The sequence below is a fragment of the Micromonospora sp. NPDC005979 genome (assembly GCF_040614415.1).
Lineage (GTDB): Bacteria > Actinomycetota > Actinomycetes > Mycobacteriales > Micromonosporaceae > Micromonospora.
In genome coordinates this window covers 263,308-290,203 of sequence record NZ_JBEXUR010000008.1, presented here as the reverse complement: position 1 = coordinate 290,203, position 26,896 = coordinate 263,308, and the positions used below count along the sequence as shown (strand labels likewise).

General features: G+C 72.0%; 20 protein-coding genes, 1 pseudogene and 1 riboswitch. Of the genes and pseudogenes, 14 read left to right on the top strand and 7 right to left on the bottom strand.

Going from position 1 to position 26,896, the window contains the following annotated elements; all coding sequences use genetic code 11:
* Positions 1-69 precede the first annotated feature (69 nt).
* On the bottom strand, positions 70-5,784 hold the full coding sequence (locus ABZ272_RS16280; protein WP_355050746.1) for a ThuA domain-containing protein: 5,715 nt from the start codon (positions 5,782-5,784) through the stop codon (positions 70-72).
* A 420-nt stretch (positions 5,785-6,204) separates the two neighbouring features.
* Positions 6,205-6,314, top strand: a riboswitch (TPP riboswitch).
* Between ABZ272_RS16280 and thiE the strand changes: the two genes are divergently transcribed.
* From thiE to thiC, 7 genes are all read left to right on the top strand, one after another.
* On the top strand, positions 6,309-6,932 hold the full coding sequence (thiE, locus tag ABZ272_RS16275) for a thiamine phosphate synthase (protein WP_355050745.1): 624 nt from the start codon (positions 6,309-6,311) through the stop codon (positions 6,930-6,932). It overlaps the preceding riboswitch by 6 nt.
* Positions 6,929-8,023 (top strand): glycine oxidase ThiO, encoded by a 1,095-nt coding sequence (thiO, locus tag ABZ272_RS16270; protein WP_355050744.1) that lies wholly within the window; start codon positions 6,929-6,931, stop codon positions 8,021-8,023. Before thiE ends, thiO begins: the two co-directional genes overlap by 4 nt.
* Positions 8,023-8,223 (top strand): sulfur carrier protein ThiS, encoded by a 201-nt coding sequence (gene thiS / locus ABZ272_RS16265; RefSeq protein ID WP_355050743.1) that lies wholly within the window; start codon positions 8,023-8,025, stop codon positions 8,221-8,223. Before thiO ends, thiS begins: the two co-directional genes overlap by 1 nt.
* Positions 8,220-8,999, top strand: coding sequence for a thiazole synthase (locus tag ABZ272_RS16260; RefSeq protein WP_355050742.1), 780 nt, complete (start codon positions 8,220-8,222; stop codon positions 8,997-8,999). Before thiS ends, ABZ272_RS16260 begins: the two co-directional genes overlap by 4 nt.
* Positions 8,996-9,742, top strand: a complete 747-nt coding sequence (locus ABZ272_RS16255) for a thiamine phosphate synthase (protein WP_355050741.1) — start codon at positions 8,996-8,998, stop codon at positions 9,740-9,742. The genes ABZ272_RS16260 and ABZ272_RS16255 overlap by 4 nt, the downstream gene beginning before the upstream one ends.
* A complete protein-coding gene (thiD, locus tag ABZ272_RS16250) occupies positions 9,739-10,524 on the top strand; it encodes a bifunctional hydroxymethylpyrimidine kinase/phosphomethylpyrimidine kinase (RefSeq protein ID WP_355050740.1) in 786 nt (261 codons plus the stop codon). The genes ABZ272_RS16255 and thiD overlap by 4 nt, the downstream gene beginning before the upstream one ends.
* A 17-nt stretch (positions 10,525-10,541) precedes the next feature.
* The gene (gene thiC, locus ABZ272_RS16245; RefSeq protein ID WP_355050739.1) at positions 10,542-12,134 is read left to right on the top strand and encodes a phosphomethylpyrimidine synthase ThiC; all 1,593 of its coding nucleotides are present in this window, start codon (positions 10,542-10,544) and stop codon (positions 12,132-12,134) included.
* Between the two features lie 90 nt (positions 12,135-12,224).
* Here thiC and ABZ272_RS16240 read toward each other — a convergent pair whose 3' ends face one another.
* The 4 genes from ABZ272_RS16240 to ABZ272_RS16225 all read right to left on the bottom strand — a co-directional run bounded on the left by ABZ272_RS16240 (position 12,225) and on the right by ABZ272_RS16225 (position 17,327).
* Positions 12,225-15,206 carry a hypothetical protein gene (locus tag ABZ272_RS16240; protein WP_355050738.1) on the bottom strand — a complete coding sequence of 994 codons (2,982 nt, stop codon included), beginning with the start codon at positions 15,204-15,206 and terminating at the stop codon, positions 12,225-12,227.
* A gap of 77 nt (positions 15,207-15,283) precedes the next feature.
* Positions 15,284-15,592, bottom strand: a complete 309-nt coding sequence (locus ABZ272_RS16235) for a cupin (protein WP_355050737.1) — start codon at positions 15,590-15,592, stop codon at positions 15,284-15,286.
* Positions 15,589-16,539 carry an LLM class F420-dependent oxidoreductase gene (locus ABZ272_RS16230; RefSeq protein ID WP_355050790.1) on the bottom strand — a complete coding sequence of 317 codons (951 nt, stop codon included), beginning with the start codon at positions 16,537-16,539 and terminating at the stop codon, positions 15,589-15,591. Before ABZ272_RS16230 ends, ABZ272_RS16235 begins: the two co-directional genes overlap by 4 nt.
* A 2-nt stretch (positions 16,540-16,541) precedes the next feature.
* On the bottom strand, positions 16,542-17,327 hold the full coding sequence (locus ABZ272_RS16225) for an ABC transporter ATP-binding protein (protein WP_355050736.1): 786 nt from the start codon (positions 17,325-17,327) through the stop codon (positions 16,542-16,544).
* A 269-nt stretch (positions 17,328-17,596) separates the two neighbouring features.
* On the opposite strand from ABZ272_RS16225, the gene ABZ272_RS16220 reads away from it, so the two are divergent.
* Both ABZ272_RS16220 and ABZ272_RS16215 read left to right on the top strand, forming a co-directional pair.
* The gene (locus ABZ272_RS16220) at positions 17,597-18,628 is read left to right on the top strand and encodes an ABC transporter substrate-binding protein (protein ID WP_355050735.1); all 1,032 of its coding nucleotides are present in this window, start codon (positions 17,597-17,599) and stop codon (positions 18,626-18,628) included.
* Between the two features lie 211 nt (positions 18,629-18,839).
* Entirely contained in the window at positions 18,840-19,700 is an 861-nt protein-coding gene (locus ABZ272_RS16215) for an ABC transporter permease (protein ID WP_355050734.1), read from the top strand.
* A gap of 230 nt (positions 19,701-19,930) precedes the next feature.
* Here ABZ272_RS16215 and ABZ272_RS16210 read toward each other — a convergent pair.
* Positions 19,931-20,182: pseudogene (locus tag ABZ272_RS16210) on the bottom strand (hypothetical protein); the annotation flags it as partial.
* Positions 20,183-20,220: 38 nt separating this feature from the next.
* On the opposite strand from ABZ272_RS16210, the gene ABZ272_RS16205 reads away from it, so the two are divergent.
* Positions 20,221-20,415 (top strand): DUF397 domain-containing protein, encoded by a 195-nt coding sequence (locus tag ABZ272_RS16205; RefSeq protein ID WP_355050789.1) that lies wholly within the window; start codon positions 20,221-20,223, stop codon positions 20,413-20,415.
* A 219-nt stretch (positions 20,416-20,634) separates the two neighbouring features.
* Here ABZ272_RS16205 and ABZ272_RS16200 read toward each other — a convergent pair whose 3' ends face one another.
* Positions 20,635-21,816: an ABC transporter substrate-binding protein gene (locus ABZ272_RS16200; protein WP_355050733.1), complete on the bottom strand. Its 1,182-nt coding sequence runs from the start codon at positions 21,814-21,816 to the stop codon at positions 20,635-20,637.
* A 446-nt stretch (positions 21,817-22,262) separates the two neighbouring features.
* Between ABZ272_RS16200 and ABZ272_RS16195 the strand changes: the two genes are divergently transcribed.
* The 4 genes from ABZ272_RS16195 to ABZ272_RS16180 all read left to right on the top strand — a co-directional run bounded on the left by ABZ272_RS16195 (position 22,263) and on the right by ABZ272_RS16180 (position 26,896).
* Entirely contained in the window at positions 22,263-25,430 is a 3,168-nt protein-coding gene (locus tag ABZ272_RS16195; RefSeq protein ID WP_355050732.1) for a sensor histidine kinase, read from the top strand.
* On the top strand, positions 25,427-25,834 hold the full coding sequence (locus tag ABZ272_RS16190) for a roadblock/LC7 domain-containing protein (RefSeq protein ID WP_007465177.1): 408 nt from the start codon (positions 25,427-25,429) through the stop codon (positions 25,832-25,834). Before ABZ272_RS16195 ends, ABZ272_RS16190 begins: the two co-directional genes overlap by 4 nt.
* A gap of 89 nt (positions 25,835-25,923) precedes the next feature.
* Positions 25,924-26,289, top strand: coding sequence for a DUF742 domain-containing protein (locus tag ABZ272_RS16185; RefSeq protein ID WP_282305307.1), 366 nt, complete (start codon positions 25,924-25,926; stop codon positions 26,287-26,289).
* Positions 26,270-26,896, top strand: a complete 627-nt coding sequence (locus tag ABZ272_RS16180; RefSeq protein ID WP_355050731.1) for an ATP/GTP-binding protein — start codon at positions 26,270-26,272, stop codon at positions 26,894-26,896. Before ABZ272_RS16185 ends, ABZ272_RS16180 begins: the two co-directional genes overlap by 20 nt.

Sequence of the window (26,896 nt, the reverse complement as noted above, 5' to 3'; positions counted from 1 at the left end):
GGACGTCTCCTCCCTAATGAGGGAGGCCCCTCCCCGACGCCGGAGCGTCGGAGAGGGGCCTCGATCGGATCAGAGCTGGCGACCGGGTGCCAGCCGGGTGGCGTCGCCACCGAGCCGTCCCGTGCCCTTGACCGGCTCGCCGTCATTGGCCTTGACGCCGGCCTTGCTGGCCGTACCGCCGAGCCGCACGATCATGGCGTCGGCGTCCCGGGTGAGGGTGTCCCGGATCTCGGCCTCGGCCACCAGGGTGGCGTCGGTGGCGAGGTCCCGGAACTGGGTCAGCTGCTTGATCGCCTTGTTGTCGTTGCCGGCCGCCTCGGCCTGGCGGGCCGCGTCGAGCTTGGCGGTCAACTGCTTGTGCGCCTTGGCCGACAACCGCCCCGTCGCCTTGAACCGGTCCAGCAGGAACTGCATGTCCCGGAACGAGGTGGTGACGAAGAACCGGACGTTCGAGGTCGTCTTGTTGCCGGCCTTGTCGGTCGCGGTGACGGTCAGCTCGTGCAGGCCGAGCGACAGCTCGTACATGGCCTGCAGGGTGCCGCTGGCGTACGTGTTGCCGTCGAGCTGGCCGACCACGGACGCGATGCCCGAGGTCGGGTCCACGGCCTGCCAGGACACGCGGACGTCCTGGCTGTCGCCGTAGAGCTGGCCGTCGGCGATGCCGGAGACCAGCAGCGTCGGCTTGGTGCCGTCGATCTTCAGGATCGCCGACTTGAGCGTCTCGACGTTGCCCGCCTTGTCGGTGGAGCGGTACAGCAGCTCGTGCTGCCCGTCACCGTTCACCTCGACCGGCGTCGTGTACGGCGTCCACGCGCCACCGTCCAGCGACCACTCGACCGTCTTGATCCCGGAACCGGCGTCGGTCGAGGCCAGCACCACCGGGATCGTCCCGTTGTGCCAGCCCGCGTCGTTCGCCGGGGCGAACGTCGCCGTGGTCACCGGCGCGGTGGCGTCGATCTTGACCGTGACGGTCTTCGTCGACTCCACGTTGCCGGCCTTGTCGGTCGAGCGGAAGCGCAGCTCGTGCTCGCCGTCACCGCTGATCGCCACCGGCGCGGTGTACGCCGTCCACGCGGTGGCCCCGTCCAGCTGGTACTCCGTGCTGGCGAGCCCGCTGCCACCGGCCTCGTCGGCGGCGGTCAGGGTGACCGTCACCGGGCCGGTGTACCACCCGTCGGTGGGCGTGCCGGACACCGCCGCGGTGGTGACCGGCGCCTTGTCGTCGGCCACCTTCGTGCTCAACCGGAAGTAGTCGAACGCGGCCGTCTTCGACGCCGTCTGGTTGGCGCCGAGGGTGAACAGACCCACCTTCGGGGTGGCGCCCACCGCGCTGTTGGTAAGTGCCTCCAGCGTGGTCCAGGTCGTCCCGTCGGCCGAGTACGACGCGGTGAAGGTGTCGCCCACCCGGGCCAGGCGCAGGTACCACACCGCCGAGGTGAGGCTCGTCGCCTCCGGCTGCGGGCTCTGCACCGTCCCGCCGATCTCGCTGCGGAACTCGATCCGCCGCGTGACCGCCTGGCCGGCCTGGTTGTCCGCGATGAAGTCGAACTTCAGGTAGTTGTCGTCGTCGGCCTGCACGAGCAGACCGGCCTGCTGGTACTGCTCGTTCAGCAGACTGCCGTCGACCTTGGTCTCCAGGGTCCAGTCGCCCGAGGGCGCGGTCTGGAGGATGAAGTTCTTCGGCCCGGTGTTGTCGGTGCCGTAGATGTCACCGTTCGGCACGTCGATCCGCAGCGCGCCGTCGGTCACCCGGTAGCCGTTCGGGTCCTCCCGAACGATGGCGTCCCACCGGCACTTGTCCAGCGTGGTGCCGGTGAACTCGTCCGACGGCTCGACCGGGCCGGCCGGGGCGTCCGGCGTGACCACGAACGAGTCGAACGCGGCGTCCACCACGGGCGCCTCGGTGCCTCCGTTGAGCGCGAAGACCCCGATCCGCGGGTTGGTGATGCCGGCGAGCGCGGCCGAACGGCCGACCGGGGTGAACGTCTGGCCGTCGCCCGAGAAGGCGGCGGTCAGGTTCGTACCGTCGCTGGTGACCCGCAGGTACACGGTGTCACCCGCCGGCGCGTTGGCGGCGTCGGCGGCGTCGTTGCGCGGCGTCCCGGCGGTCTCCCGGATGAACTCCACCCGACGGCTGCCGTTGTAGAGCAGGTCCACCTTGGCGTAGTTGTCGTCGTCGCCGTACACCAGCAGGCCGGCCTGCTGGTAGTTGGCCGTCACCGGGAGGGTGACCTTGGTGGTCATCTCCCAGGCGCCGGTCGGCGCCGCCTGGAGTACCAGGTTGGTGGCGTCGTTGCGGGCGCCGTATAGGTCACCCACCGAGGTGGGCAGCTTCAGCGCGCCGCCGCTGAGCGAGTAGAGCTGGTTCTCCCGGACCACGGTGGTCCACCGGCTCTTGTCCAGCGTGTTGCCGTTGAAGTCGTCCGAACGCGCCCCGAGGCAGGACGTGTCCGGAGCGTTCACCCGCACCGGCACCGTGGCGTACGACTTGGCACCCTTGCTGTCGGTCACCGTGAGGGTGGCCGTGAAGGCACCGACACTGGTGTACGTGTGGCTGGCGTCCAGGGTGGACGCCGTACCGCCGTCACCGAAGTCCCAGGCGTACGTCAGCGGGGTGTCACCCTCGGCGTCGGTGGCCGTGCCGTCGAAGGCGACGGTGAGCGGCACGGTGCCCGTGGTCGGGGTCGCGGTGGCGGTGACCACCGGCGGCCCGTTCTCGGTGACGCCGCGACCGACGAAGTCCATCCAGTTGACGTTGAACAGCGAACCCGTTCCGCCGTTCGGGTCGCGGGCCACGAAGTACAGCCCGCCGCTCGCGGCACCGGTCACCGGCGCGCTCACGTCCGTGTACGTCTGCCACCCGCCGGTCGCCGGAACGGTGGCCGTGGCCACGACCGGTCCGTCGACCGCACCGGCGTGGACCTCGATCCGACCGCCAGCGGCGGCCGAGGCGGCCCGGAACCGGATCTCGGTGATGTTGGTGAGGTTCGCCGGAACGACCGACCACCAGTCGCCGTCCTCGATGAACGCGATGCTCTGACCGCCACCGGCGGTGTCGGTCGCGGCCTCGCGCTGCACGCCGGCGTCGCCGCCGCCCGTGCTCACCGGGGTACGCCCGGTGGCGGTGAAGTACTCGGCCTGCTTCTGCTTGGGCTGCAGGATCTCGATCTGCCGGCCGGTGAGCGCGCCGGAACCGCCCGCGCCACCCTTGTCGGTGTAGGTGGCCTCGAAGACCGCGAACACGTTCGCCTCGGCGCCGTGCCCGGAGGCGAGCGACGTCTGGACCGTGCCGGTGCAGCCGGTGTGCTGCTCCAGCGGGTGGGCGTGCTCGTCGTGACCGAGCAGCACCTGGAGGTTCACCTTGGTGCAGTCGATCTGCCCGTCCTCGGGGTCGGTCACCTTGACCGTGTAGCGGACCTGGTCACCCCAGTTGAAGAAGCCACCGTCCGGCGGGAACTCGATGGTCACCGTCGGCGCCGTGTTACCCACGGTGACCGGTACGTTGGCCACCGCCGTGCGGCCCTTCGGGTTGGTCACGGTGAGCTGCGCCGTGTAGTTGCCCGCCGTGGCGTACGTGTGCGTCGGGTTGGCCTCGGTGGAGGTCTGCCCGTCACCGAACGCCCAGGCGTAGGTGAGCGTGCCACCGTCCGGGTCCCGAGAGCCGGCGCTGGAGAACTGCACCGTCAACGGGGCCGGACCCGAGGTCGGGTTGGCGGCCGCCGCCGCGATCGGCGCACGGTCACCGGCGGTGTAGTCGATCCGGTAGACCCCGGAGTTGTCGTTGTTGCCGCCGAAGCCGCTGCCCCACTCGATCAGGTACAGCGCGCCGTCCGGACCGAACTCGAAGTCCATCGGCCGGATCATCGACATGCCGGGGAGCAACTGGTTGATGTCCACCAACGACTTGCCGTCGGCGGTCATCTGCATCGTGTACATCTTGTTCTGGTTCCACTCGCCCAGCAGCGCCTTGCCGTCGAAGTAGGCCGGCCACTTGCGGGTCGAGTTGAGGTTGGCGTCGTACCGGTAGGCGGGGCCGCCCATCGGCGCGCCACCGCCACCGATCTCCGGGTACCGCGCGTCACCGGCGTAGCCGTAGTCGACGGTGGCCGGGACGACCGGCGGGAGGTTGGTCAGGCCCGTGTTGTTGGGCGAGTTGTTGACCGGCGCGGCGCAGTCGAACTTCGGACCGCTCGGACCGGACGGGAACGTGTAGTCGTTGTACGCCTCGTTCGTGCCCGTGCAGTACGGCCAGCCGTAGTTGCCGGGGGTCACGACGTTCCACTCGACCAGACCCCGCGGGCCTCGGTCCGGGTTGTTCGAGTTGGCGTCCGGCCCGTAGTCACCGACGTACAGCGTGTCGGTCTTCGGGTCGGTGCCGATCCGGAACGGGTTGCGGAAGCCCATCGCGTAGATCTCGGGACGGGTCTTCTCGGTGCCCGCCGGGAAGAGGTTGCCGGACGGGACGGTGTACGTGCCGTTGTCCTCCGGGTGGATCCGGAGCACCTTGCCGCGCAGGTCGTTCGTGTTGGCCGACGTGCGCTGCGAGTCGTAGTCCTGGCGACCCGGACGCTCGTCGAGCGGCGCGTACGCGTTCGACTCGAACGGGTTGGTGTTGTCACCGGTGGCCAGGTACAGGTTGCCGGCGCTGTCGAAGGTCATGCTGCCGCCCGCGTGGCAGCAGGTGTTGCGCTGGGTGTCGACCCGCAGCACCTGCTTCTCGCTCGCCAGGTCGATGGTGTCGCCGGTCACGGTGAACCGGGACAGCAGGTTCCGCGTGACGTTGTCGTTCGGGGCGTAGTACAGGTACACCCACTTGTTGGTGGCGAAGTCCGGGTCGAGCCGGATGCCGATCAGGCCGTCCTCGTTGCCGGTGAAGACGTCCAGGTCGACGGCGGTGACGGTGTTGCCGGTGTCCGGCTTGATGATCTGCACGCGACCGTCGCGCTCGATGTAGAAGACCCGCCCGTCGGGGGCGATGTCCAGCTCCATCGGGTTGCTGGTGTTGCTGTCCAGCGTGACCTTCTCGAAGTTGGAGGTCTTCGACGCGCCGCAGTCGGCGTCGACCACGCCGGCCGCCGTCTGGATGCCGCCGAGCAGGTGCTTGAGGAACTCGGGCTCGGCGTACGACTCACGGGTGTGCCCGCCGCCGGTGTACCAGGAGCGGCCACCGTCGAAGTCCTGGCACCACGCCGTCGGGTGGTCGGCGCCCATCGCGCCGGCGCCCGGGGTGTAGCTCTTCTCGTCCAGGCTGGCCAGGACGTGCACGTCCGACCGGGGGTTGGTCTGGAAGTTGTACCACTCGTCGAACCGGGACCAGCGTTCCGGCAGTCCGGCGGTGGACGGGTGGGCCGGGTCCTCCACCTTGACGGTGGCCTGCTGGTTCTGCGGGTGGTTGGCGAAGTACGCGCCGACCAGGTCGCCGTACCAGGCCCAGCTGTACTCGGTGTCGGAGGCGGCGTGGACGCCGACGTAACCGCCGCCGGCCTTCACGTACCGCTCGAAGGCCGCCTGCTGGTCGGCGTTGAGGACGTCGCCGGTGGTGGAGAGCCAGATCACGGCCTTGTACTTGGCGAGGTTGGCGTCGCTGAACGCGGCGCCGTCCTCGGTGGTGTCCACCGTGAAGCCGTTGGTGGCGCCGAGCTGCTGGATGGCGGCGATGCCGGTGGGGATGGCGTCGTGCCGGAAGCCGGCGGTCTTCGAGAAGATCAGGACGGAGTAGGGGTCGGCCGCTGCGGCCTTCGGCGCCTTCGGCGCCGCCTGGGAGAGCGGAGCCGCGACAGGCACGTCTCGCGCGGGGATCTGCGCTCCGGACGGAGCCGCCTGCGCCGGGGACCCGATGAGGGCCGTCGACGTCAGCGCGAGGGACAACAGGGTAGCGGTGAGTGGTAAACGGGCACGACGAGAACGGGACACGCCGCCTCCAATGTCGCGGTGGACAGGGATCGCGGGGCCGGCTCGCCGAAGACCGTCCCAGATGGAGCCGGTGGGGACGCCGTGCCAGGGCGTCCACGCCGGCATTTTGTCGAATCGCTGAACAAATTAGTTCTGCTGCATCGATGTCCGGCAAGATGCCGGCGGGTAACGGTTCTGCAACGGCGGGCGACATTCCGAACAGGACAGGAGAAAGCACCCCGATCGATGCGTCGCCTCGGGGCCGACGACCCACCCTTGGCAGAGGAGGCCGATCTGTCGTACGGTGACACCCAAGTAACCCACGGGAGCCCGGTGTACCGGGCTGAGAGGGGGGCTGACAGCCCCCGACCGTCGAACCTGATCCGGGTAATGCCGGCGCAGGGAGGAGCGTTGCCGTGCCGTCCCTTGGACGACTGCATCTGATCACCGACACCCGACCCGGGCGCGATCCCCTCACCGTGGTCCGGGCCGCCCTCGCGGCGGCCCACGCCGACCTCGTCGTGCAGGTCCGGGTCCAGGACTCCGCCACCGACCGCGAGGCGTACGACCTGGCCGCCCGGGTGCTCGCGCTGTGCGCGCCGTACGGGGCGACGTGCCTGGTCAACGACCGACTGCACGTGGCGCTGGCGGTCGGCGCCGCCGGTGGACACGTCGGCGCCGACGACCTGCCGGTCGCCGCGGCCCGGCACGTGCTCGGCCCCACCGGCGTGCTGGGCGTCACCGCCCGCGCGCCGCGCGGCGCGGTCGAGGCGGTCGTCGCCGGGGCCACCTACCTCGGCGTCGGCCCGTGCCACGCCACCAGCACCAAGGCCGGCCTGCCCGAACCCATCGGGTCCGTCGGGGTACGCGACGTCGTCGACGCTGTCGACGTGCCGGTCATCGCGATCGGGGGAGTGACCGCCGACCGGGTGCCGGCGCTGCGCGCCGCCGGGGCGTACGGGGTGGCCGTGGTCGGGGCGGTCTCCTCGGCCGCCGATCCCGGGCGGGCGACCGCCGACCTGCTGCGGGCGCTGGCGTGACCCGCGCCGACGTGGCGGTGGTGGGCGCGGGCCCGATCGGGCTGGCGATCGCGTGGCGCTGTGCCACCCGTGGACTACGCGTCGAGGTGCACGACCCGACTCCCGGGTCGGGGGCGTCGGCCGTCGCCGCCGGGATGCTCTCCCCGGTCGCCGAGGCGTACTTCGGGGAACGGCGACTGACCGAGCTGCTGGTGGCCTCCGCCGCGCGTTGGCCCGCGTTCGCCGCCGAGTTGACCGAGGCCAGCGACGCCGCGATCGGCTACCGGACCGAGGGCACCCTGATGGTCGGGCTGACCGGCGACGACCTGGCCGAGGCCCGCCGGCTGTGGGCGTACCAACAGGGTCTGGATCTGCCGGTGACGCCGCTGCGCCCCAGTGAGCTGCGCGACCGCGAGCCGGCGCTCGCGCCCCGGGTGCGCGGCGGCGCGCTCGCGCCCACCGACCACCAGGTCGATCCCCGGCGGCTGGTGCCGGCGCTGCGCACGGCCGCGCGGCGGGCCGGCGCGGCGTTCGTGCCGCGGCCGGTCCGGCGGTTGTCCGATGTGGAGGCCGGGGTAACCGTGGTCGCGGCCGGTTGCGGCGCGGCCGCCCTCACCGGCCTGCCGGTGCGGCCGGTGAAGGGCCAGATCCTCCGGCTGCGCGCGCCCGGCGGCGTCGCGCCGGGCTTCCGGCACGTGATCCGGGGGTACGCCGACGGCGAGCACGTGTACCTGGTGCCCCGCGCCGACGGCGAGGTGGTGCTCGGCGCGACGGTCGAGGAGCGGTCGGACACCACCGTCACCGCCGGCGCGGTGCAGCGGCTGCTGCGCGCCGGTGTCGACCTGCTGCCCGAACTGACCGAGTACGACCTGGTGGAGGCCGTTGCCGGGCTGCGCCCCGGTACCCCGGACAACGCGCCGATCCTCGGGCCGCTGCCCGGCCGGCCGGACGTGCTGGCCGCCACCGGGCATCACCGGCACGGCATCGTCCTGACCCCGGTCACCGCCGAGGCGATCACCGACCTGGTGCTCACCGGAACGCCCGACCCGCTGCTCACCGGCTTCGGCGCCGACCGGTTCGCCGGCCCGGGAAGCAGTTTCGAGGAGGAGTGATGGAGCTGACGGTGAACGGAGCCGGGCGCAGCGTTCCCGGCGGCGCGTCGGTGGCCGACCTGGTCCACGACGTCGCGCCGCACCAGCGTGGCGTCGCGGTCGCGGTCAACGGCGAGGTGGTGCCCCGGGCCGGCTGGCCGGCCACGGAGCTGCGCGACGGCGACCGCGTCGAGGTGCTCACCGCCGCGCAGGGCGGGTGAGCGGCGTGCCCTTCGAACTGGGTGGGGAGACGTTCGCCTCGCGGTTGATCCTCGGCACCGGCGGAGCCGCCAACCTGCACGTGCTGGAGCAGGCGATCCGGGCGTCCGGCACGGAACTGGTCACGCTGGCGCTGCGCCGGGTGGACACCGCGCCGGGCACCGGCGGCGGGCTGCTGGACCTGCTGGACCGGTGCGGCGTACGGCTGCTGCCGAACACCGCCGGCTGCCACACCGCGACCGAGGCGGTGAAGGTGGCCCGGCTGGCGCGCGACGCGTTCGACACCGACTGGGTGAAATTGGAGGTCATCGGCGACGAGCGGACGCTGCTGCCCGACGGGGTGGAGCTGCTCCGCGCCGCCGAGGAGCTGGTCGCCGACGGTTTCACGGTGCTGCCGTACACCAGTGACGACCCGGTGCTCGCCCGCCGCCTCGCCGACGTGGGCTGCGCCGCGGTGATGCCCGCCGGAGCGCCGATCGGCTCGGGACTCGGCATCGGCAACCCGCACCACATCCGGCTGATCCGGCAGAGCGTGGACGTGCCGGTGATCCTCGACGCCGGCATCGGCACCGCCTCCGACGCGGCGCTCGCCATGGAGCTGGGCTGCGACGCCGTCCTGCTGGCCAGCGCGGTCACGCGGGCCGCCGATCCGGTGGCGATGGCCACGGCGATGCGGTACGCCGTCGAGGCCGGCCGCCTCGCGGCGGGCGCGGGCCGGATCGCCCGACGCTTCCACGCCCTCGCGTCCACCCCCGACGAGGGAAGACCGAACCTGTGACGGGGTCGCCGCCGTCGGGGGTCGTCCTGCTCACCGATCGGCTGGTCGCCAGGAGCGGTCTCGAACGGGTCGTGGCGGAGGCGGTGGCCGGGGGAGTGCGCTGGGTCGTGCTGCGGGAGAAGGACCTGCCCCGCGCCGAGCGCGCCGCCCTCGCCGTCGAGCTGCGCGCGATCCTCGCCGACGCCGGCGGGACCCTCATCGTGGCCGGCCCCGACCCGCTGGGTGGCGACGCCGTCCACCTGCCGGCCGCCGGCCCGTACCCGCCGCCACCGGCCCGCCTGGTCGGCCGCTCCTGCCACAACGAGACCGAACTGAACCGCCTCACCACCGAGCACTACGCCACCCTCTCCCCAATCTGGCCCACCAGCACCAAACCCGGCTACGGCCCACCCCTCGAAGCCGCGGGACTGCGGAAGCTGGTCCAGGCCAGCCCGGTCCCCGTACTGGCCCTCGGGGGAGTGGAAACCCCAGAGCAGGTAACCGCCTGCGTCGAGGCAGGAGCCAGTGGAGTGGCAGTCCTAGGCGCCCTCATGCGAGCCGAGGATCCGTCTGCGACAGCACAACTGCTGACCAGCGCCTTTGAAGAGGCGGTCACCCAGAAGGTCCTGAAAGGCCGGCACGGGCGCACGGAGGTCCCCCGGTCAGGGCTGCGGCCGACCGTGCCCACGCAGGGATCAAGCCTGACCGCCCGGAGTGGGCACGGTCGGCCGCAGCCCCAAAGCGCAACCAAAGAGGAGAGATGACCCCGAAAACCACCCTGACAATCGCGGGCTCAGACTCCGGCGCCGGCGCAGGCATCCAGGCGGACCTCAAGGTCTTCGCGGCGCTCGGCGCGTACGGCACGAGTGTCCTCACGGCGGTCACCGCGCAGAACACCCGGGGTGTCGACGCCGTCCTGCCGTTGCCACCGCGCACGGTCGCGGAGCAGTTGGACAGCGTGCTCGCCGACTTCACCGTGGGCGCGGTCAAGACGGGGATGCTCGGCACTCCGGCCGTCGCCGACGTGGTGGCTCAGGCCGCCCGGGACGGCCGGTTGCCCCAGCTCGTCGTCGATCCGGTGCTGGTCGCGACGAGCGGCCACCGGCTGGGCGTGGTGGGTGCGGTGGAGCGGCTGCTTCCGTACGCGCGGGTGGCGACGCCGAACTGCGCGGAGGCCGCGGCCCTCACCGGACGCGGAGTGGACGACGTGGCGGGGATGGTCGTGGCCGCCGAGGCCCTCGCGGCCGGCGGCCCGGAGTACGTGGTGGTCACCGGCGGCGACGTCGCTGGGGACGAGGCGGTCGACGTGCTGTGCGGCGGCGGTGTCACCACCCTGCTGCGCGGTCCCCGGGTGGACACCCGGCACACCCACGGCACCGGCTGCTCGTTCTCGGCGGCCATCGCCGTGCGGCTGGCGCTGGGCGATCCGGTGCCGGCGGCGGTGCAGGTCGCCAAGGAGTACGTGTTCCGCGCGCTGACCGGCGGGCGGGGCTGGGAGCTGGGCACGGGGCGCGGGCCGCTGGATCACTTCGGCTGGTCCGCCTGATCACCAGGGAGGTTGTCATGCAGGCACGAGGCAAGGTGTACGTCGAGGGATCGCGGCCGGATGTGCGGGTGCCGTTCGCGGAGGTGGCGTTGACCGGTGACCATCCGCCGGTACGGCTCTACGACACGTCCGGCCCGGGGTCGGACCCGGCGGTGGGGTTGCCGGCGCTGCGTGGTCGATGGATCGCCGAGCGCGGTGACGTGGCCCCGGTGCGGGGCGCGGGCACGCCGCTGGCCGGCGCGGACGGTCGCCGGCCCACGCAGCTCGCGTACGCGCGGGCCGGGGTGGTGACGCCGGAGATGGAGTTCGTGGCGATCCGGGAGAACGTCGACCCGGAGCTGGTCCGGACCGAGATCGCCGCCGGTCGGGCGGTGCTGCCGCTGAACGTGAACCACCCGGAGTGCGAGCCGGCGATCATCGGCAAGGCGTTCCTGGTCAAGGTGAACGCCAACATCGGCACGTCGGCGGTCAGCTCGTCGGTGGCCGAGGAGGTGGAGAAGCTGACCTGGGCGACCCGGTGGGGCGCGGACACCGTGATGGACCTGTCCACGGGCAAGCGGATCCACGAGACCCGGGAGGCGATCGTGCGCAACTCCCCGGTGCCGATCGGGACGGTGCCGATCTACCAGGCGCTGGAGAAGGTCGGCGGCGACCCGGTGAAGTTGAGCTGGGAGGTGTTCGCCGAGACCGTCATCGAGCAGGCCGAGCAGGGCGTGGACTACATGACGGTGCACGCCGGGGTGCTGCTGCCGTACGTGCCGCTGGCCGTGGACCGGGTGACCGGGATCGTCTCCCGGGGCGGCTCGATCATGGCGGCCTGGTGCCTGGCGCACCACGAGGAGAACTTCCTGTACACCAACTTCGCGGAGCTGTGCGCGATCCTCGCCCGCTACGACGTGACGTTCTCGCTCGGCGACGGGCTGCGCCCCGGTTCGATCGCGGACGCCAACGACGAGGCGCAGTTCGCCGAGCTGCGCACCCTCGGTGAGCTGACGAAGATCGCCTGGGAGCACGACGTGCAGGTGATGATCGAGGGCCCGGGTCACGTGCCCATGCACAAGATCAAGGAGAACGTGGACCTCCAGCAGGAGTGGTGCCACGAAGCCCCGTTCTACACGCTCGGGCCGCTGACCACCGACATCGCGCCCGCGTACGACCACATCACCTCGGCGATCGGCGCGGCGATGATCGGCATGTTCGGGACCGCCATGCTCTGCTACGTCACCCCGAAGGAGCACCTCGGCCTGCCGGACCGGGACGACGTGAAGGCCGGCGTGATCGCGTACAAGATCGCCGCCCACGCCGCCGACCTGGCCAAGGGGCACCCCGGCGCGCAGGCGTGGGACGACGCGCTGTCGAAGGCGCGGTTCGAGTTCCGCTGGGAGGACCAGTTCAACCTCTCGCTGGACCCGGAGACCGCGCGCTCGTACCACGACGCGACGCTGCCGGCCGAGCCCGCGAAGACCGCCCACTTCTGCTCGATGTGCGGCCCGAAGTTCTGCTCCATGAAGATCACCCAGGAGCTTAAGGAGTACGCCGCCCGCGGCATGAAGGACAAGTCGGAGGAGTTCGTCTCCGGCGGCGGGAAGGTCTACCTGCCGCTGGCCTGACGTTTGGCATGGTCAACCCCGGGTTCCGGGAAGTCGGGGCGTCCTGGCCGGCAGGAAGGCCCGGCTTCACGTAACCCGGGGTCGATCGGGTCAGTCGCGGTGGTGGCGGCCGGTGGAGCGCAGCGAGCGACGGCCGCTCTCCTGCTCGGGCTCGTTGTCGGTGACCGGCTTGCTGAGGCCGGCGACCCAGTCGACGAACTCCTCGTCCTGCGAGGGCAGCGGCTCCGCCGCATCGGGCGCGGGCCGGCTCTCCTCGTCGGCCCGCACCCGGTTACGCCGGAACAGGCCGCCGAGCCGCCCCCGCCGGGCGGACCGCCCGTCGTCCGTGGACGTCCGAGCGGGGTCGTTCGCCGGCTCGGCGCTGCCGGCGGTGGTGGACGCGTCCCCCTGCTCCGGTACGACCGGAGTGATCGACGGCGGCACGATCGACCTCGCCAGGGCGGCCATCGCCCTGGCCTGGTCGGCTCGGTCGGTCGTACCGGTGGCCTGGTCCGGCGTGCTGACGGCTGGTCCGGCGGTGCCGGCGGGCGGTGCGCTGGTGTTCTGGTCCGGCGTACCGGTGCTCTGATCCGATGATCTGGCGCGGCGGGTGGTGTCGAAGGCGTCCCAGGTGGGCACCCGGCTCAGGTCGGGCAGGGGCGCCCGGTGCCGGAAGCGGGGCGTCCAGTCGGTCGACTCCTCGGCGCTCGCGGGCGCATCCGCAGCCGACGATTCCGGGTCGGTCGACGCCGTGGTCCACGACGGGGTGGCCGACCAGGCCGGTGCTGCCGGCGTCCAGCGGTCGGCCCCCGCGTCGCCCGCCGTCGGCTCGCCGAACAGCGAAGCGCCGGTGCCACCCTCGGGTTCGGTGCGGCGGCCCGCCCTGGACTCCGTGACCGGGATGGAGTCTCCGGCGGTCTCGGCGGGCAGGCCCGCGCCCTCGTCGATGGCCCAGGGTTCCGCGGCGGCGGTCCGTGGCGCTTCGTCGGGCGTGGCGCTCTCACTCTCGCCGGAAGGGCGCGACGCGTCGTGGCCGAGCGGCTGGTCGACGCTCGTCACGTCGGTGCCCTTGCCGGCGCGGGCCGTCCGCTTGGCGCGTCCGCCGGTCGTCCCCTCGGTGCTCGTACCGGCGGTGCTCGTATCGGCGGTGGCCGTCGCGCTGGTGTTCGTCCCGGTGGCTGCTGCCGTGCCGTCGTCGGTCGTGGTCGTCGAGGTGGCGGCCGGGACGGACTTCGGCTTGCGCGAGCGACGCTGCTTGGGCGTGGACGCGTCGACAGCGCGGTCACCCGCGCTGTCGACGCTCTCCGTGCTCGGCATGGCGGCCACGTCCGTGACCTGCGGATTCGTGCTCGGCCCGTCCGCGTCCACGACCTGCGGACCCGTGCTCGGCCCGGCCACGACCTGCGGACCCGTGCTCGGGGTGCCCGCGTTGGCCGCGACCGGCTCGCCGGTGTCGCCCGCGCTCGGCGTGCCCGCGCCACCCCTGGCCCGCGTGCCCGCCCTGCGGGCGACCGGAGTGACGGTGGTGCCCGCGAGTGGAGTGCCCGTGTCACCGGAGCCGTCCGTGTCGAGCGGGGCTTCCCTGTCGGGTGGGGCTTCCCTGTCGGATGGGGCTTCCGTGGCGCTGATCGTCGTGCGGTCGGTGGCCTGCTTGTCTCGGCCGGTCGTCGCGCTGTCCGTCGGGCTGTCCCCGCCCGCGTCGGGCGTGGGGCTGACGGCTGCCCTCGCGGACGTGGTGGACGCCGCAGCGATACGGGCCGGGTCGGCGGCACCGCCGGCCGCGTCCTCGTCGCGGCTCGACGGCTGCCGCCCGGCGGTGAACTCGCCGGTCGGGTCGGTCAGCCAGGAGGCGCGGGCCGGTGTGCGGTCGTACCGCCCGCCGGTGGCGGAGGGATCCGGGACTGCGGCGTCCGCTGCCGAACCGGGGGCGGCCGACCGCTGGCGGGGGCCGGTGGGTCGAGGGGTCTCGCCCGGGCGCGTCGCGTCGGCGGGGACCGGGCCGTGCTGGCCGCTCGCCGTGGCCGACGGCCAGTCCCAGTGGGCGGGGACGGTGCGTACACCGGTGGTGTCGTCACCGGCACGCGGACCCGCAGCCGTCTCGACCAGCTGTCCGCCGGCGGGCCCGGGGTGGTCCTCGGCCTGGTCCGTCGACGTCGCCGGCTCAGCACCTGGCAGCGTCGGGCCGGTGGGCAGCGGACGCAGGATGTCGGTGGGCGCGATCGCCTCGGACTCGGCGGCGCGGACGCCGACGGGCCAGCGCAGCAGGGCGGCCGCCGCGGCCCCGAGGGCGCCGGCGAGGACGGCGATCAGCGCGCCGTAGTAGGGGGTCGTCTGGTAGCGGTCGACGGCGTCGCCGGGGCCGGCGGTCAGGTAGGCGAACGCCACCAGCACCGGACCGGCCACCCCGGTCGCCGCGCTGATCAGCGGGATCTGGCCGCGCCACCGGGCCAGTCCGGCGGTCGCCGCGCCCGCGAGCAGCGCCACCAGGGGCAGCACGAGCAGCGCCAGGCGCTGCGCGGCCGCGTCGTTGAGCCAGTCCGGTTCGAGTACGCCGAGTCGCACCGTGGGCAGCGGGCCGGCCGTGCCGAGCGACGGCAGAACGGAGACCAGCGCCAGGAGCCAGATCGTCCCGGCAACGGCCGCCATGTTCCAGCCCAACTCCGGCCGGAGCAGTACGGCGATGGCCGCGCCCGCTCCGATCACCGCGCCGAGGATGGCGCAGATGCCGACCGCCCAGACCGGGTCCACCGAGATCAACTCGGCGGCGCGGGCGGGCTGCATGCAGAGCGGGGCGACGGCGGTCGCGCCGAGCGCGGCGGCGCCACCGATGGCCAGGTGCCGGCCGGTGCTGGCCGGCGGGGTGTCCCGGCGGGCCAGTCGTCCGGTCAGGACGGCGCCGGCCACGGCGGCGTTCGCGGCGAACCAGCCCACCCAGACGAGCTGGGCCGGCCACTGGTTGACGGTCGAGCCGGTGAAGGCGCCGGTGAGCCGGACGATGCCGAAGCCGTACGCGACGCCGAGTTGGCCGGCTCCGGCCAACACACTCACCCCGAGCGCCGTGAGCAGCAGTCTGCCCCAGGTCCGATAGGCCATGTCGGGCACGTTACGCACCTGGTACACCCGATCGCCACCGGCGCGCCGCGCGGCGCGCCGGGGCACGCCCGGCGGGTCTACTTGAGTTCGACCAGTCGGGCCAGGTATGTCGTGTCCCCGACATTGGTGAGCATGTGTACCGCGCCGGGGTCGCGGTACACGACACCGCCGGTGGGCTCGTCGGCGTCGATCCGGGTCCCGTCGATCGTCTGCACGACGTTCTTCGCGCCCTGGATCGCCACCACCAGGTACGGGTGGTCGTGCCGGTGCAGGGGCTGGCGCTCACCCGGTTCGAGCCGGATGTGCCAGACCCGGACCCGGTCGTTCTCGTACACGACCTCCTGGCCCACCGGCCCGAGTTCGGTGCCGTCGATCACGTCGGTCATCGTCCACCGTCCAGTTGGGGAAGCACCTCGGCGGCGATCAGCTCGAGGTGGTCGAGGTCGTCGAGGTCGGTGAGGCGCAGGTGCACCCGGCCCGCGCCGATCTCGGCGAACTCGCCGATCCGCTGCACCAGCTGTGCCGGCGAGCCGACCACCGGGTCCTCCGGCGGCAGCGCGCTCTTCTCGTGCAGGGGCGCGGCCCGTCGGGCGGCCTCCGCGTCGGTACGCCCGATGGCCACCACGATGCCGGCGGAGAGCACCAGCGGCGCCCGCCCGGTCTCGGCCCGACCGGTACGGCCGCACGCCTCCCGTACGCGGTCGTACGCCCCGGCGGTCTCGGCCACGGACTTGAACGGCATGTTGAACTCGTCGGCGTAGCGGGCGGCCAGCTCGGGGGTCCGCTTGGGGCCGCGGCCGCCCACGATGATCGGCGGACCGGGCACCTGCGCCGGCTTGGGCAACGCGGGCGCGTCCACCAGCCGGTAGTGGTCACCGGTGAAGCTGTACGTCTCGCCCACCGGGGTGGACCACAGCCCGGTGATCACCTCGAGCTGCTCGGCCAGCCGGTCGAAGCGCTCCCCGACGGCCGGGAAGGGGATGCCGTACGACGTGTGCTCGCGCTGGTACCAGCCGGCGCCGATGCCGAGGTCGACCCGGCCGCCGCTCATCTGGTCGACCTGCGCGACCAGCACCGCGAGGGGGCCGGGCAGGCGGAAGGTGGCCGACGTCACCAGGGTGCCGAGCCGGATCCGTTCGGTCTCCCGGGCCAGCGCGGCGAGGGTCAGCCAGGCGTCCGTCGGGCCGGGCAGGCCGGGGTCGTCGCCCATCGACTGGTAGTGGTCGGCCCGCAGGAATCCCTCGAAGCCACCGGCTTCGGCCAGTCGGGCGAACCGGAGCTGGGTGTCGTAGTCGGCACCCCGGTGCGGCTCGGTGAACACCGACACCCGCATGGTCATCGTCCCTCCGCGCCGGCCGTGGCCGGCTGGTCGCGTTCCATCAACAGTTCGTGCAGGTCGGCGCTGACCCGGGCGACGTCGGCGAGGTGGGCGTTGCGGCCCAGGGTGCGTGGACGGGGAATGGCCACCTCGACCACCTTGCGGATCCGGCCGGGGCGAGGGCTCAGCACGATCACCCGGTCGGCGAGCAGCACCGCCTCGTCGATCGAGTGGGTGACGAAGACGATGCTGGGCTTGTTCTCCATGTGCACGCGCTGGAGTTCGCCGGAGAGCTCCTCGCGGGTGAGCGCGTCGAGCGCGGAGAACGGCTCGTCCATGAGCATCACCCGGGGTTCGCCGATCAGCGACCGGCACAGCGACACCCGTTGCTGCATGCCACCGGAGAGTTCGTGCGGCAGCCGCTTCTCGAACCCGGCCAGGCCGGCCACGTCGAGCAGTTGGCGGGCCCGCTCGCGGTGCTTGGCGCGACTCCAGCCGAAGATCTCCACCGGCAGCAGGACGTTGTCCAGCACGCTGCGCCAGGGCAGCAGCGCCGGCTTCTGGAACAGCATGGCGATGTCGCGGCGGGGTCGCGTGATCGGCGTACCGGCCACGGTGATCTCGCCGGAGGTCAGCGGGAGCAGCCCGGCGATCAGCCGCAGCAGGGTGGACTTGCCGCAGCCCGAGCGCCCGAGGACGGCGACGAACTCGCCCTCGGCGACGTCGAGGTCGATGCCGCGCAGGGCTTCGACCTGGCCGGACCGGCCCTCGAAGGTACGCGACACCCCGGACAGTCGGATCATCTGCGGCGGACCTCCGCTGAGTGGACGGTCAGGAATCCGACAAAGGCTAGCCGCCCTGTTGACATGTCGCACCGTCCGGGGTCGTCGTCATGTTGTTTCCGATCCGCAACCCGGTACGCCTGGCGTCGCAACTGTGGGTTTCTCGTACGCTGTGCCCGCGAAGAGTCCCCTCACGATGGCGGTGCCCGGCTTGCCCCTCCCGCCGGTACCGCCGCGACAACCCCCTCCGGTGGCCTGCGGCCCCGGTCGGAAAGGACATGGTGCTACTGATGAGAAGGCTGACCCGTACGGTCGCTACGGCCGCGCTGGCCACTGCCCTCGCCCTCGTCTCCGCCTGCAGCAGCGGGTCGGACTCGTCCGACGACGCCAAGGGCGGCAAAGACGGAGCACTGGAGAAGGTGACCTACCTCACCTCCTTCGGCAACTTCGGCCGTGACTCCTACGCCTGGGTGGCGAAGGACAAGGGCTTCTTCAAGGAGGCCGGCTTCGACGTCGAGATCAAGGCCGGTCAGGGCACCGGCGGCGTGATCCAGACGGTCGTCGGCGGTCAGGCGGACTTCGGGCCGATCGACCTCACCGGTGGTCTGCTCCAGCTCGGCAACGGTCAGGCGAAGGACTTCACCGCCGTGGCGGCGATCCAGCAGCGCACGATGGCGGGCATCGCCACCGTCGAGGGCAAGAACATCAACTCGCCCAAGGACCTGGAGGGCAAGAAGCTCGCCGACACCCCCGGCTCCGTGGTGCGCAACCTGTTCCCGACGTACGCCCGGCTCGCCGGTGTGGACGCCAGCAAGGTGACCTGGGTCAACGGTGAGGCGCAGGCGCTGATCGGCACGCTGGCCTCCGGCTCGGTGGACGGCATCGGCCAGTTCGTCGTGGGTCAGCCGACGATCGAGGCGGTGTCCAAGAAGAAGGCCGTCATGCTGCCGTACAGCAACGTGATGCAGGACCTCTACGGCAACGTGCTGATCACCTCCAGCAAGATCGCCAAGGAGAAGCCCGAGATGGTGAAGCGGTTCACCGCGGCGCTGCTCAAGGGCCTCGAGTACAGCCTGGCCAACTCCAAGGAGGCCGGCGAGATCCTGAAGAAGAACGTCGACGCCGCCAACCCGGTGGCCGCCGCCGCCGAGCTGGACCTGATGGCCGCGTACGTGCGCTCCGGCAACTCCGGCACCGCGATCGGCACGCTGGACAGCGGCCGGGTGGCGAAGAGCATCGCGATCCTGCAGGGCGCCGGCGCGCTCAAGCAGAACATCACCCCCGAGCAGATCATCGACTTCAGCCTCGCGCCGAAGGCCTGATCGTCCGGTCGTCACCAGGGGGTACGTTCCACCGGTCTCCGGTGGGGCGTACCCCCGTCGCTTGTCGGCCCTCGCGGACCGGCGAATCTTGCCGGCCCTCGCGGACCGGCGAATCTTGTCGGTCCTCGCGGGCCGGCGAATCTTGTCGGTCCTCGCGGGCCGGCGAATCTTGTCGGTCCTCGCGGGGCCGGCGAACAACGAGGAGGACAAGATGACCGACGTCCGCTCAGCCGAGCCGGCGGTGACGGCGCCCGCACCCCCGGGCGCCGGCGGCCAGGCGCGTCGGGCGGGTCGGGGCGCCGGCCTGCGCGCGGGCACCGGGGCGACGCTGCTGCCCGCGGCCGGTCTCGTGGTCGCCCTGGCCGTGTGGTGGCTGGTGGCCCGGCTGGAGCTGGTCCACCCGGCCGCCCTGCCGCCGCCGGGGGAGGTGCTCAGCGCGTTCGTCGACAAGCCCGCCCAGATGCTGGAGCACACCTGGGCCACCCTGCTGGAGATCCTGATCGGGTTCGTCCTGTCGGCCGCCGCCGGTGTCCTGATCGGACTCTCCCTGGCCAGCTCCCACACGGTCGAGCGGATGTTCACGCCGCTGCTGGTCGCGGTGAACGCCGTGCCGAAGATCACCCTGGGCCCGCTGCTGGTGGTGGCGCTGGGCTGGGGGCAGAGGCCGATCCTGACCATGGTGTTCCTGCTCTGCTTCTTCCCCATCGTGCTGTCCACCGCGACGGGGTTGACCACCACGCCGGCCGACCTGGCCGAGCTGGTCCGGTCGTGGAACGCCTCCCGTTGGCAGGCGTTCCGCAAGGTGCGGTTCCCGGCGGCGCTGCCGCAGATCTTCGTGGGGCTCAAGGTGGCCATGCCGCTGGCGGCCATCGGCGCGGTGATCGGCGAGTTCCAGGCCGGGGAGAAGGGCCTGGGCTATGTGATCACTCAGTACGCGGGCGTCGGCGACACCGCCACCGCCTGGGCGGCCATCATGCTGGTGGCACTGGTCAGCATCCTGCTCTACTCCGCGCTCGTGCTCGTCGAGCGGATCGCGCTGCCCTGGGTGCGAGAGACCACCAGCAGCCGCTGACCCGGCGAGGCAATGGCGGCCAGGGCAGGTGGTCGACAGACCACCCGTGCCGCGCTGGAGGATTTGTCCCAAAGGCTCGGTCAGCGACCGTGCCGGCGACGTCGTCCGGGCCGTGGGAGGTAGTTCACAGGGTGAATCTTGGACAGTTTCCGTTAGCTGCTAACGGAAACTGTCCAAGATTGCCAGCGATGGCGGGTGAAGTGACTGCCGCCGCCGTGCTGGGAGGCGTTTCAACGCGGTGCGTCGACGATCGGTCTGCGGAACGGTCCCCATCCCACGAAGCGGTCGTACAGGGCGCGGGGGCTCGGGCCGTCGTGTGGGTTCAGGTGGTAGAGGTCGCGCATCGCCTCGTACAGCAGTCCGGCCAGGTAGATCGACAGGCTCGGCATCTTGTGCTCGTACTCCGCTTTGAGCATGAGTCGTGCCGTCGCGCACGGCCACGGTTGACCGTCGGCGCGGCACGCCCAGTGCGGTCGTAGCGGTCCGTCGACCTACTTACGGAGATGGCAGAGACATGGACATGACCGGCGCACAGTGGCGCAAGAGCACCCGCAGCAGCGGCAACGGCGGCGACTGCGTCGAGGTCGCGGACAACCTTCCCGGCGTCGTCCTCGTCCGTGACACGAAGGACCGCGACGGCGGGACGCTCGCCTTCGAGCCCTCGCAGTGGCGGCACTTCGTCGACCTCGCGAAGGCTGTCGGCCCCGTCTCCTGACCAGCACCACGCAAAGGCCCTCGGTCCGGGGGCCTGTGGCAAGTCCGGGTCACGAATGTTCGTACTCCTCCTAGCGGCGAGAGCCGGCCTCCCTAGGGAGGCCGGCTCTTTCGCGGACGGTGACACGGAGGGGTGGTGGCCTACCGTGCCCGGCGCAGGGATCAAGCCTGACCGCCCGGAGCCGGGCACGGTAGGCCACCACCCCCCGACCCGAAGCGGTTACCCCGCCAACCGCCAGCGGCCGTTGCGCGCGACGAGCGTGGTGAGCGCCTGCGGCATGAGCCCCGAGTGGTTGTCCGGCGTCATGCGGATCGGGCCGGAGAGGCCGTCGATCTGGGACGTCTCCAACACGTCACGGATGCCGTCCCGGTCGACCTTCCCCGCCGGGCCGCCGGCCCGCAGTTCGGCGTCGGCGATCAGCTGGATCGCGTCGGCGGCGAAGGAGGAGGAGCCGTTGTACCCGCCGAAGCGGGCCGTGTAGTCCTGGAACCACTGCCGCCGGGCCGCCTTCGCCGGGGTGGTGGCGATCACGTCGTCGATGACCATGGTCTGGGTGAAGACCATCGTGGCCTTCTCGGTGGCCCGGGCCGCCGCGCCGAGGAAGAGGTCGCCGGCCGCTCCCGCGTCGAAGAAGAGCGACCCGCGGAACGCGGCCTGCTGGGCGCTGGTCGCGGCGAGCGCGGCCTGCTCCGGCGGGGTCCAGACGACCAGCGCGTCGGGCTTGAGCTTGACGAGCTTGCCGATCTGCTGGCCGACCTCGGTGTCGGTGTTCTTCACCGATTCCTCGCCGGCCACCTTGATGGTGGTCTTGCCCAGTTCGCGGCGGAGCGCGAGGACACCCTCGCGGCCGTAGTCGTCGTTGCTGGCGAGCAGGGCGACCTTGCGGACGTTCTTGCGACGCAGTTCGGTGGTGAGCGCGGAGGCGCTGTCGGCCGCGTTCGGGCCCAGCTTGAACACGTAGCGCCGGTCGGCGACCGGGCTCGAGATCGCCCCGGAAGCGGCCAGCGCAATGGTGGGAATCCGCTTCTCGTTGATGACGCCGACCGCGCCGACCGCGCATTCGCTACAACCGCCCATGACGATCGCGCTGGCCCGGGAATCGCTGCTGAAGTCCGCGATGTTGCGCAGTGACTCGGCAGCGTCGGAACGGTTGTCCTTGATCCTAAGGTCGATCTTCCGGCCGTTCAGTGCTCCGGAGGAGTTCAACTGGTCTCTCTTGAGTTCCAGCGCGCGCTGGTATGCCCGGCCCATTGGTGCGGCGGCACCGGAGAGCTCGAGGTCGGCGGCGATCACGATCGGACTCGTGTCCTGCTCCGCTTCGCCGAACTGGCAGCCGGTGAGCGTGGTGGCCACGAGGGCCGATGCGAGCACCGCGATGGTCGCGGAGCGGATGGGGCTCAACTCAGTCCTCCAGGTGCGGGCGCGGGCGCTGCCCGGTCACCGCCGCTAATCCGTCCTCAGTGGAGGACGGGATCTCGTCTGCCGTACGGTGTGTGCGCGAAGCCTGCAAAACCTTGCCAATGGCCGGCGCTGTGGTCAAGCGCGGACCCCGGTTGCATTTTCGGGACGGTCATCCCACATGCTGGGGTAACGCAATGTTTGCAAAACCTCACTTTGCATACACGCGTGACCACTCTGGAGTTACATGCCCTGATCAGGGGCTTGCGGAAATGAAGGTATCAGTTGACCGGATCAAGGGTTCCGCGCCGTCCGACCGTTTCCTACCTCACTGCGGCTTCCCAAACACGATCTTCTCTGATGAAATCGCGGCCGTGCCGCGCGTGGTCCCCTCCGCTCCCGGCACGGCTCGGCGGGTCAGGCGGGGAAGAAACGACGGAGGCGATGTCGTGAGCACCGGACCGACGACCCTGCCCGCGATCGGCGGCGATACCGGGCGTACGCGCCGGCGCATGCCGAGGCTGCGGGACGCCCGGATCCGGTCCAAACTGGCGCTGATCCTGGTCGTTCCGGTGGCCGCGGTGATCGCGCTCGCCACCGTCCGACTCATCTCGATCGGCGAGGGCGCCTACGACGCCACCCGGGCCCGCTCGCTCACCGCGCTCGCCATCGACGTGAGCGCGCTGACCCAGGATCTGCAGGCCGAGCGGATGGCGGCGGCGGCCTACCTGGCCACTCCGCAGCAGCCGGCCGACGCGTACAACCTGCGGGTACGCCAGACGCAGCAGCGGGTGGACGAGTACCGCGCCGAGCGTGACCGGATCGGCGAGGTGCCGGCGGCGGTGCGCGACCGGCTGGCGGCGATCGACGACCACCTGGCCACCCTGGACGGCACCCGCCAGGAGGTGCTGGACCGCCGGCAGATGGCGGTCGCCGAGGCGGTCCTGCGCTACGGCGTCATCCTCACCGACCTGATCAGCTACGGCGACGGCCTGGCCCAGCTACCCGGCGACGAGAGCCTGGCGGACAGTCGCCGCGCCGTCGCCGCCTTCGCCCGCGCCAAGGCGTCCGTCGCCGAGGAGGAGGCGGTCGCCTTCACCGCGCTGACCGCCGGCCAGCTCGACCCGGAGCAGTTCTCCTCCTTCGTGGCCACGCTGACCAGCCAGCAGGAGGCGCTGGTCTCCTTCTCGCTCGCCGCCGACCCCGTGCAGCGGGCCCTGGTCGACAGCACCGTCTCCGGTGACGCCGTCGGCCTCTCCGACCGGGTCGCCAGCGACATCACCCGCTCCGTCGGGCAGCGCCCGCTGGTGAGCGCGCAGGATGCCACCGCCGCCATCGGCGCGGTCAACGACCTGATGCGTTGGGCCGAGATCCAACTGCAGGACCGGCTGCTCGACCAGGCCGACGAGGCGCGCTCGGACGTCATCCGGCAGGCCGTGGTCGAGTCGATCCTGGTGCTGCTCACCCTGATCATCGCCGTGTCGCTGGCCGTCGTGCTGGCCCGGTCGCTGAACCACTCGCTGCGCCGCCTGCGCGAGGGCGCGCTCTCGGTGGCCAACCACGACCTGCCGGACGCCGTGCAGCGACTGCAGAACATGGGCAGCGTCGGCGACGGCGGCGTGGACGAGATCGTCCGGCAGGTCCGGGACCCGATCCAGCTCAACAGCCGCGACGAGGTCGGCCAGGTGGCGTCGGCCTTCAACGTCGTCCACCGGGAGGCGGTCCGGGTCGCGGCCGAACAGGCCGCGCTGCGCACCAGCGTCTCGGCGATGTTCCTCAACCTGGCCCGCCGTAGTCAGACCCTGGTCGACCGGATGATCGGCGAGCTGGACGCGATCGAGCGCGGCGAGGAGGACCCGAAGCGGCTGGCCCAGCTCTTCGAGTTGGACCACCTGGCCACCCGAATGCGCCGTAACGACGAGAACCTGCTGGTCCTGGCCGGCGCCGACTCGGCCGTACCGCGCCGCGACGACGCGCTCGTCGTCGACGTGCTGCGCGCCGCCCAGTCCGAGGTCGAGCTGTACAACCGCATCGAGTTCGGCACCGTCGACACCGACATCTCGGTGGCCGCGCACGCGGTCAACGACGTCGTACGCCTCGTCGCCGAACTGCTCGACAACGCCACCCGGTTCTCGCCGCCGAACACGACGGTGGTCGCCGACGGTCGCCGCATCCGCGACTACGTGCTGATCCAGATCGAGGATCGCGGGCTCGGCCTCACCGACGAGCAGCTCGACTCGCTCAACCGTCGGCTGGCCGCCCCGCCGAGCGTGGACGTCGCCGCGTTCCGGCTGATGGGTCTGGCCGTGGTGAGCCGGCTCGCGTCCCGCTACGGCATCCGGGTGGAGCTGCGCCGCAACGTCGAGGGCGGCACGGTCGCCCAGGTGACGCTGCCCGCCGCCACCGTGATCCTGCCCAGCAGCCGGGGACGCGACCAGGCGCTCACCCGTCCGCGTCAGCCGATGGCCGTCGAGCAGAACCCACTCACCCCGGTCGGTCACGCCGAGTCGTACGCCGGCGCCACCACCTCGGCGGCCACGCTGCCGGACCAGTGGCGGAGCAACGCCCCGGCGCCCGCGCAGTGGCAGTCCCCACTCGACACGCGGGACACCACTCCGGCCGTGCAGGCCGGCGGCTACACCGGTGCGCGTCCGACGGTGCCGCCCGCCGCCGCGCCGGCAGCTCCGGCACCGCCCGCGCGACCCCCGTACGGCAACGGCAACGGCACCTCGGCGGGCAGCCCCACCGTGGCGTACCCGACCATCGACGCGCTGCCCCGGCGGGGCGCGGCGGCCGACACCACGGACGCCCGGAGCGCGCCGGTGCTGCCGGTCGGTCCGGTCGCCGGCCCGGGCGCGGTCGCCCCGCCTGCGCCGCCCGCGACGCCGCTCCCGCCCGTGCAGCCCGCCGCGCCGGTCGCGCCGCCGACGCCGGCGGCCCCGGTCAGCACCCGGCCGGAGTTCCCCGCCGAAGCGCCGATCTTCCGGGAGATGGAGGCGGTCTGGTTCCGGTCGCACGGCGACGACGCCACCGCGATCTTCACCCGGCCGCAGTTCGACACGCCGCCCCCGCCGGCCGACACCGGCTCGCGGGTGACCAACGGTGGCCCGTCGAGCGCCGCGAAAGCGCCGGCCCGACCGCCGCTGCCCACCCGGACCCCGGGCAGTTCCGAGGGCACCGGAGCGCAGAGCGTGGGAAGCATGGACGGATTCGGCACCGCGAAGACCGGCGGTCGTACCGCCTCGACGCCGACGCCACCACCGTCCTACGCCCCGCCGCCGGCCGCCCCGGCGGCCCCCGTCGCGGCTCCCGCGCCGGCCGCCGCGCCGCCGGCTCCGGACCCGGACGCCTGGCGGACGGCGGCCGACGAGGGGTGGACGCTGGCCAGCCGGGCCGCCGAGCCGGCCCCCGCCGGCACCACCCGCTCGGGTCTGCCGAAGCGGGTGCCGCAGGCGCAGCTCGTGCCGGGCGGTATCGAACCGAAGGGTGGCCGGGACCGCAGCCGGCGGACCCCCGACGAAGTCCGTGGCCTGTTGTCGGCCTACCACCGTGGCGTGCAGCGCGGTAGGTCGGCTGGTACGGACCTGAACAGCACCTCGACCAAGGAGAGCCGATGAACAGGCCAGCTGCCATGCAGGACATGGGTTGGCTGCTCACCAACTTCGCCGACAGCGTGGCCGGTATCGCCCACGTGGTGGCGGTGTCCGCCGACGGGCTGCTGCTCGCCTCCTCCCGGGACCTGCCGGGGGACCGGGCCGACCAGCTCGCCGCGATCACCTCCGGCGTGGTGAGCCTGACCGAGGGCGCGGCCCGGATGTTCAGCGCGGGCGGTGTGTTGCAGACCGTCATCGAGATGGACAGCGGTTACCTGTTCCTCATGTCGATCAGCGACGGCTCGTCGATGGCCGTGCTGGCCGCGCGGAGCTGCGACGTGGGCCAGGTGGGCTACGAGATGGCGCTGCTGGTGGAACGGGTGGGCGCGGCGCTGGTGCCGCTGCCCCGCGACGCGGTGCGTTCGTAGCGCCGCACTCCGGCGTGCGGACCGCGCGCCGGAGCAGGGAGGGGAGGCGGTCTGTACCGGCTCCGCGGGAGACGAGGAGGTGATCGGGGATGGACCAGCGACGCGTTGACCCGCGTGGCGCGTTGGTACGTCCGTACGCGGTCACCCGTGGTCGTACCGAGCCCCGGCAGGACATCGCCCTCGAGGCGGTCCTCACCTCCTCTCCCACCCAGGTTGCCGAGTCCCGTTTCGCGGGGCACGACAAGCACCGAATCGCCACGGTCTGCGAGGGCCGTGCACAGTCGCTGGCGGAGATCGCCGCGTACACCCGGATGCCGCTGGGCGTCGCCCGGGTGCTGGTCGCCGACATGGTGGCCGAGAGCCTGCTGACGTTACACACTGCTGCTCCCGCCGAGGGGTTCGAGGAGCGGATGGAACTGCTTGGAAGGGTGCTAAGTGGACTTCGCAGGCTATGACCCCGCTGGGGGGCGGCAGCCGAGCCGGGGAATCGTCTCCGCGAAGATCGTCGTCGCGGGCGGTTTCGGCGTCGGCAAGACGACCCTGGTCGGCTCGATCTCCGAGATCACGCCGTTGACGACCGAGGCGGTGATGACCGCGGCCGGCGTCGGCATCGACGACCCGTCCAAGGTGCCCGGCAAGGAGACCACCACGGTCGCCATGGACTTCGGCCGTATCACCATGGCCCAGGACCTGATCCTGTACCTGTTCGGTACGCCGGGTCAGACCCGCTTCTGGTTCATGTGGGACGAGATCATCCGAGGGGCGGTGGGTGCCGCCGTCCTGGTGGACACTCGCCGGATCACGGACGCGTTCGCGCCGCTGGACTACTTCGAGAACCGGAACCTGCCGTACGTGGTGGCGCTGAACAACTTCGACGGCGCTCCCCAGTACGAGCTGGAGGAGATCCGCGAGGCGCTGGCCATCTCGCCGCAGGTGCCGCTGGTCATGACCGACGCCCGGCAGCGGGACTCGGTCAAGCAGGTGCTGGTGACGGTGGTCGAGCACGCCATGCTCCGCCTCCAGGCCGAGCACGGCCGGGGCTTCCCCACGCCGGTCGGCTGA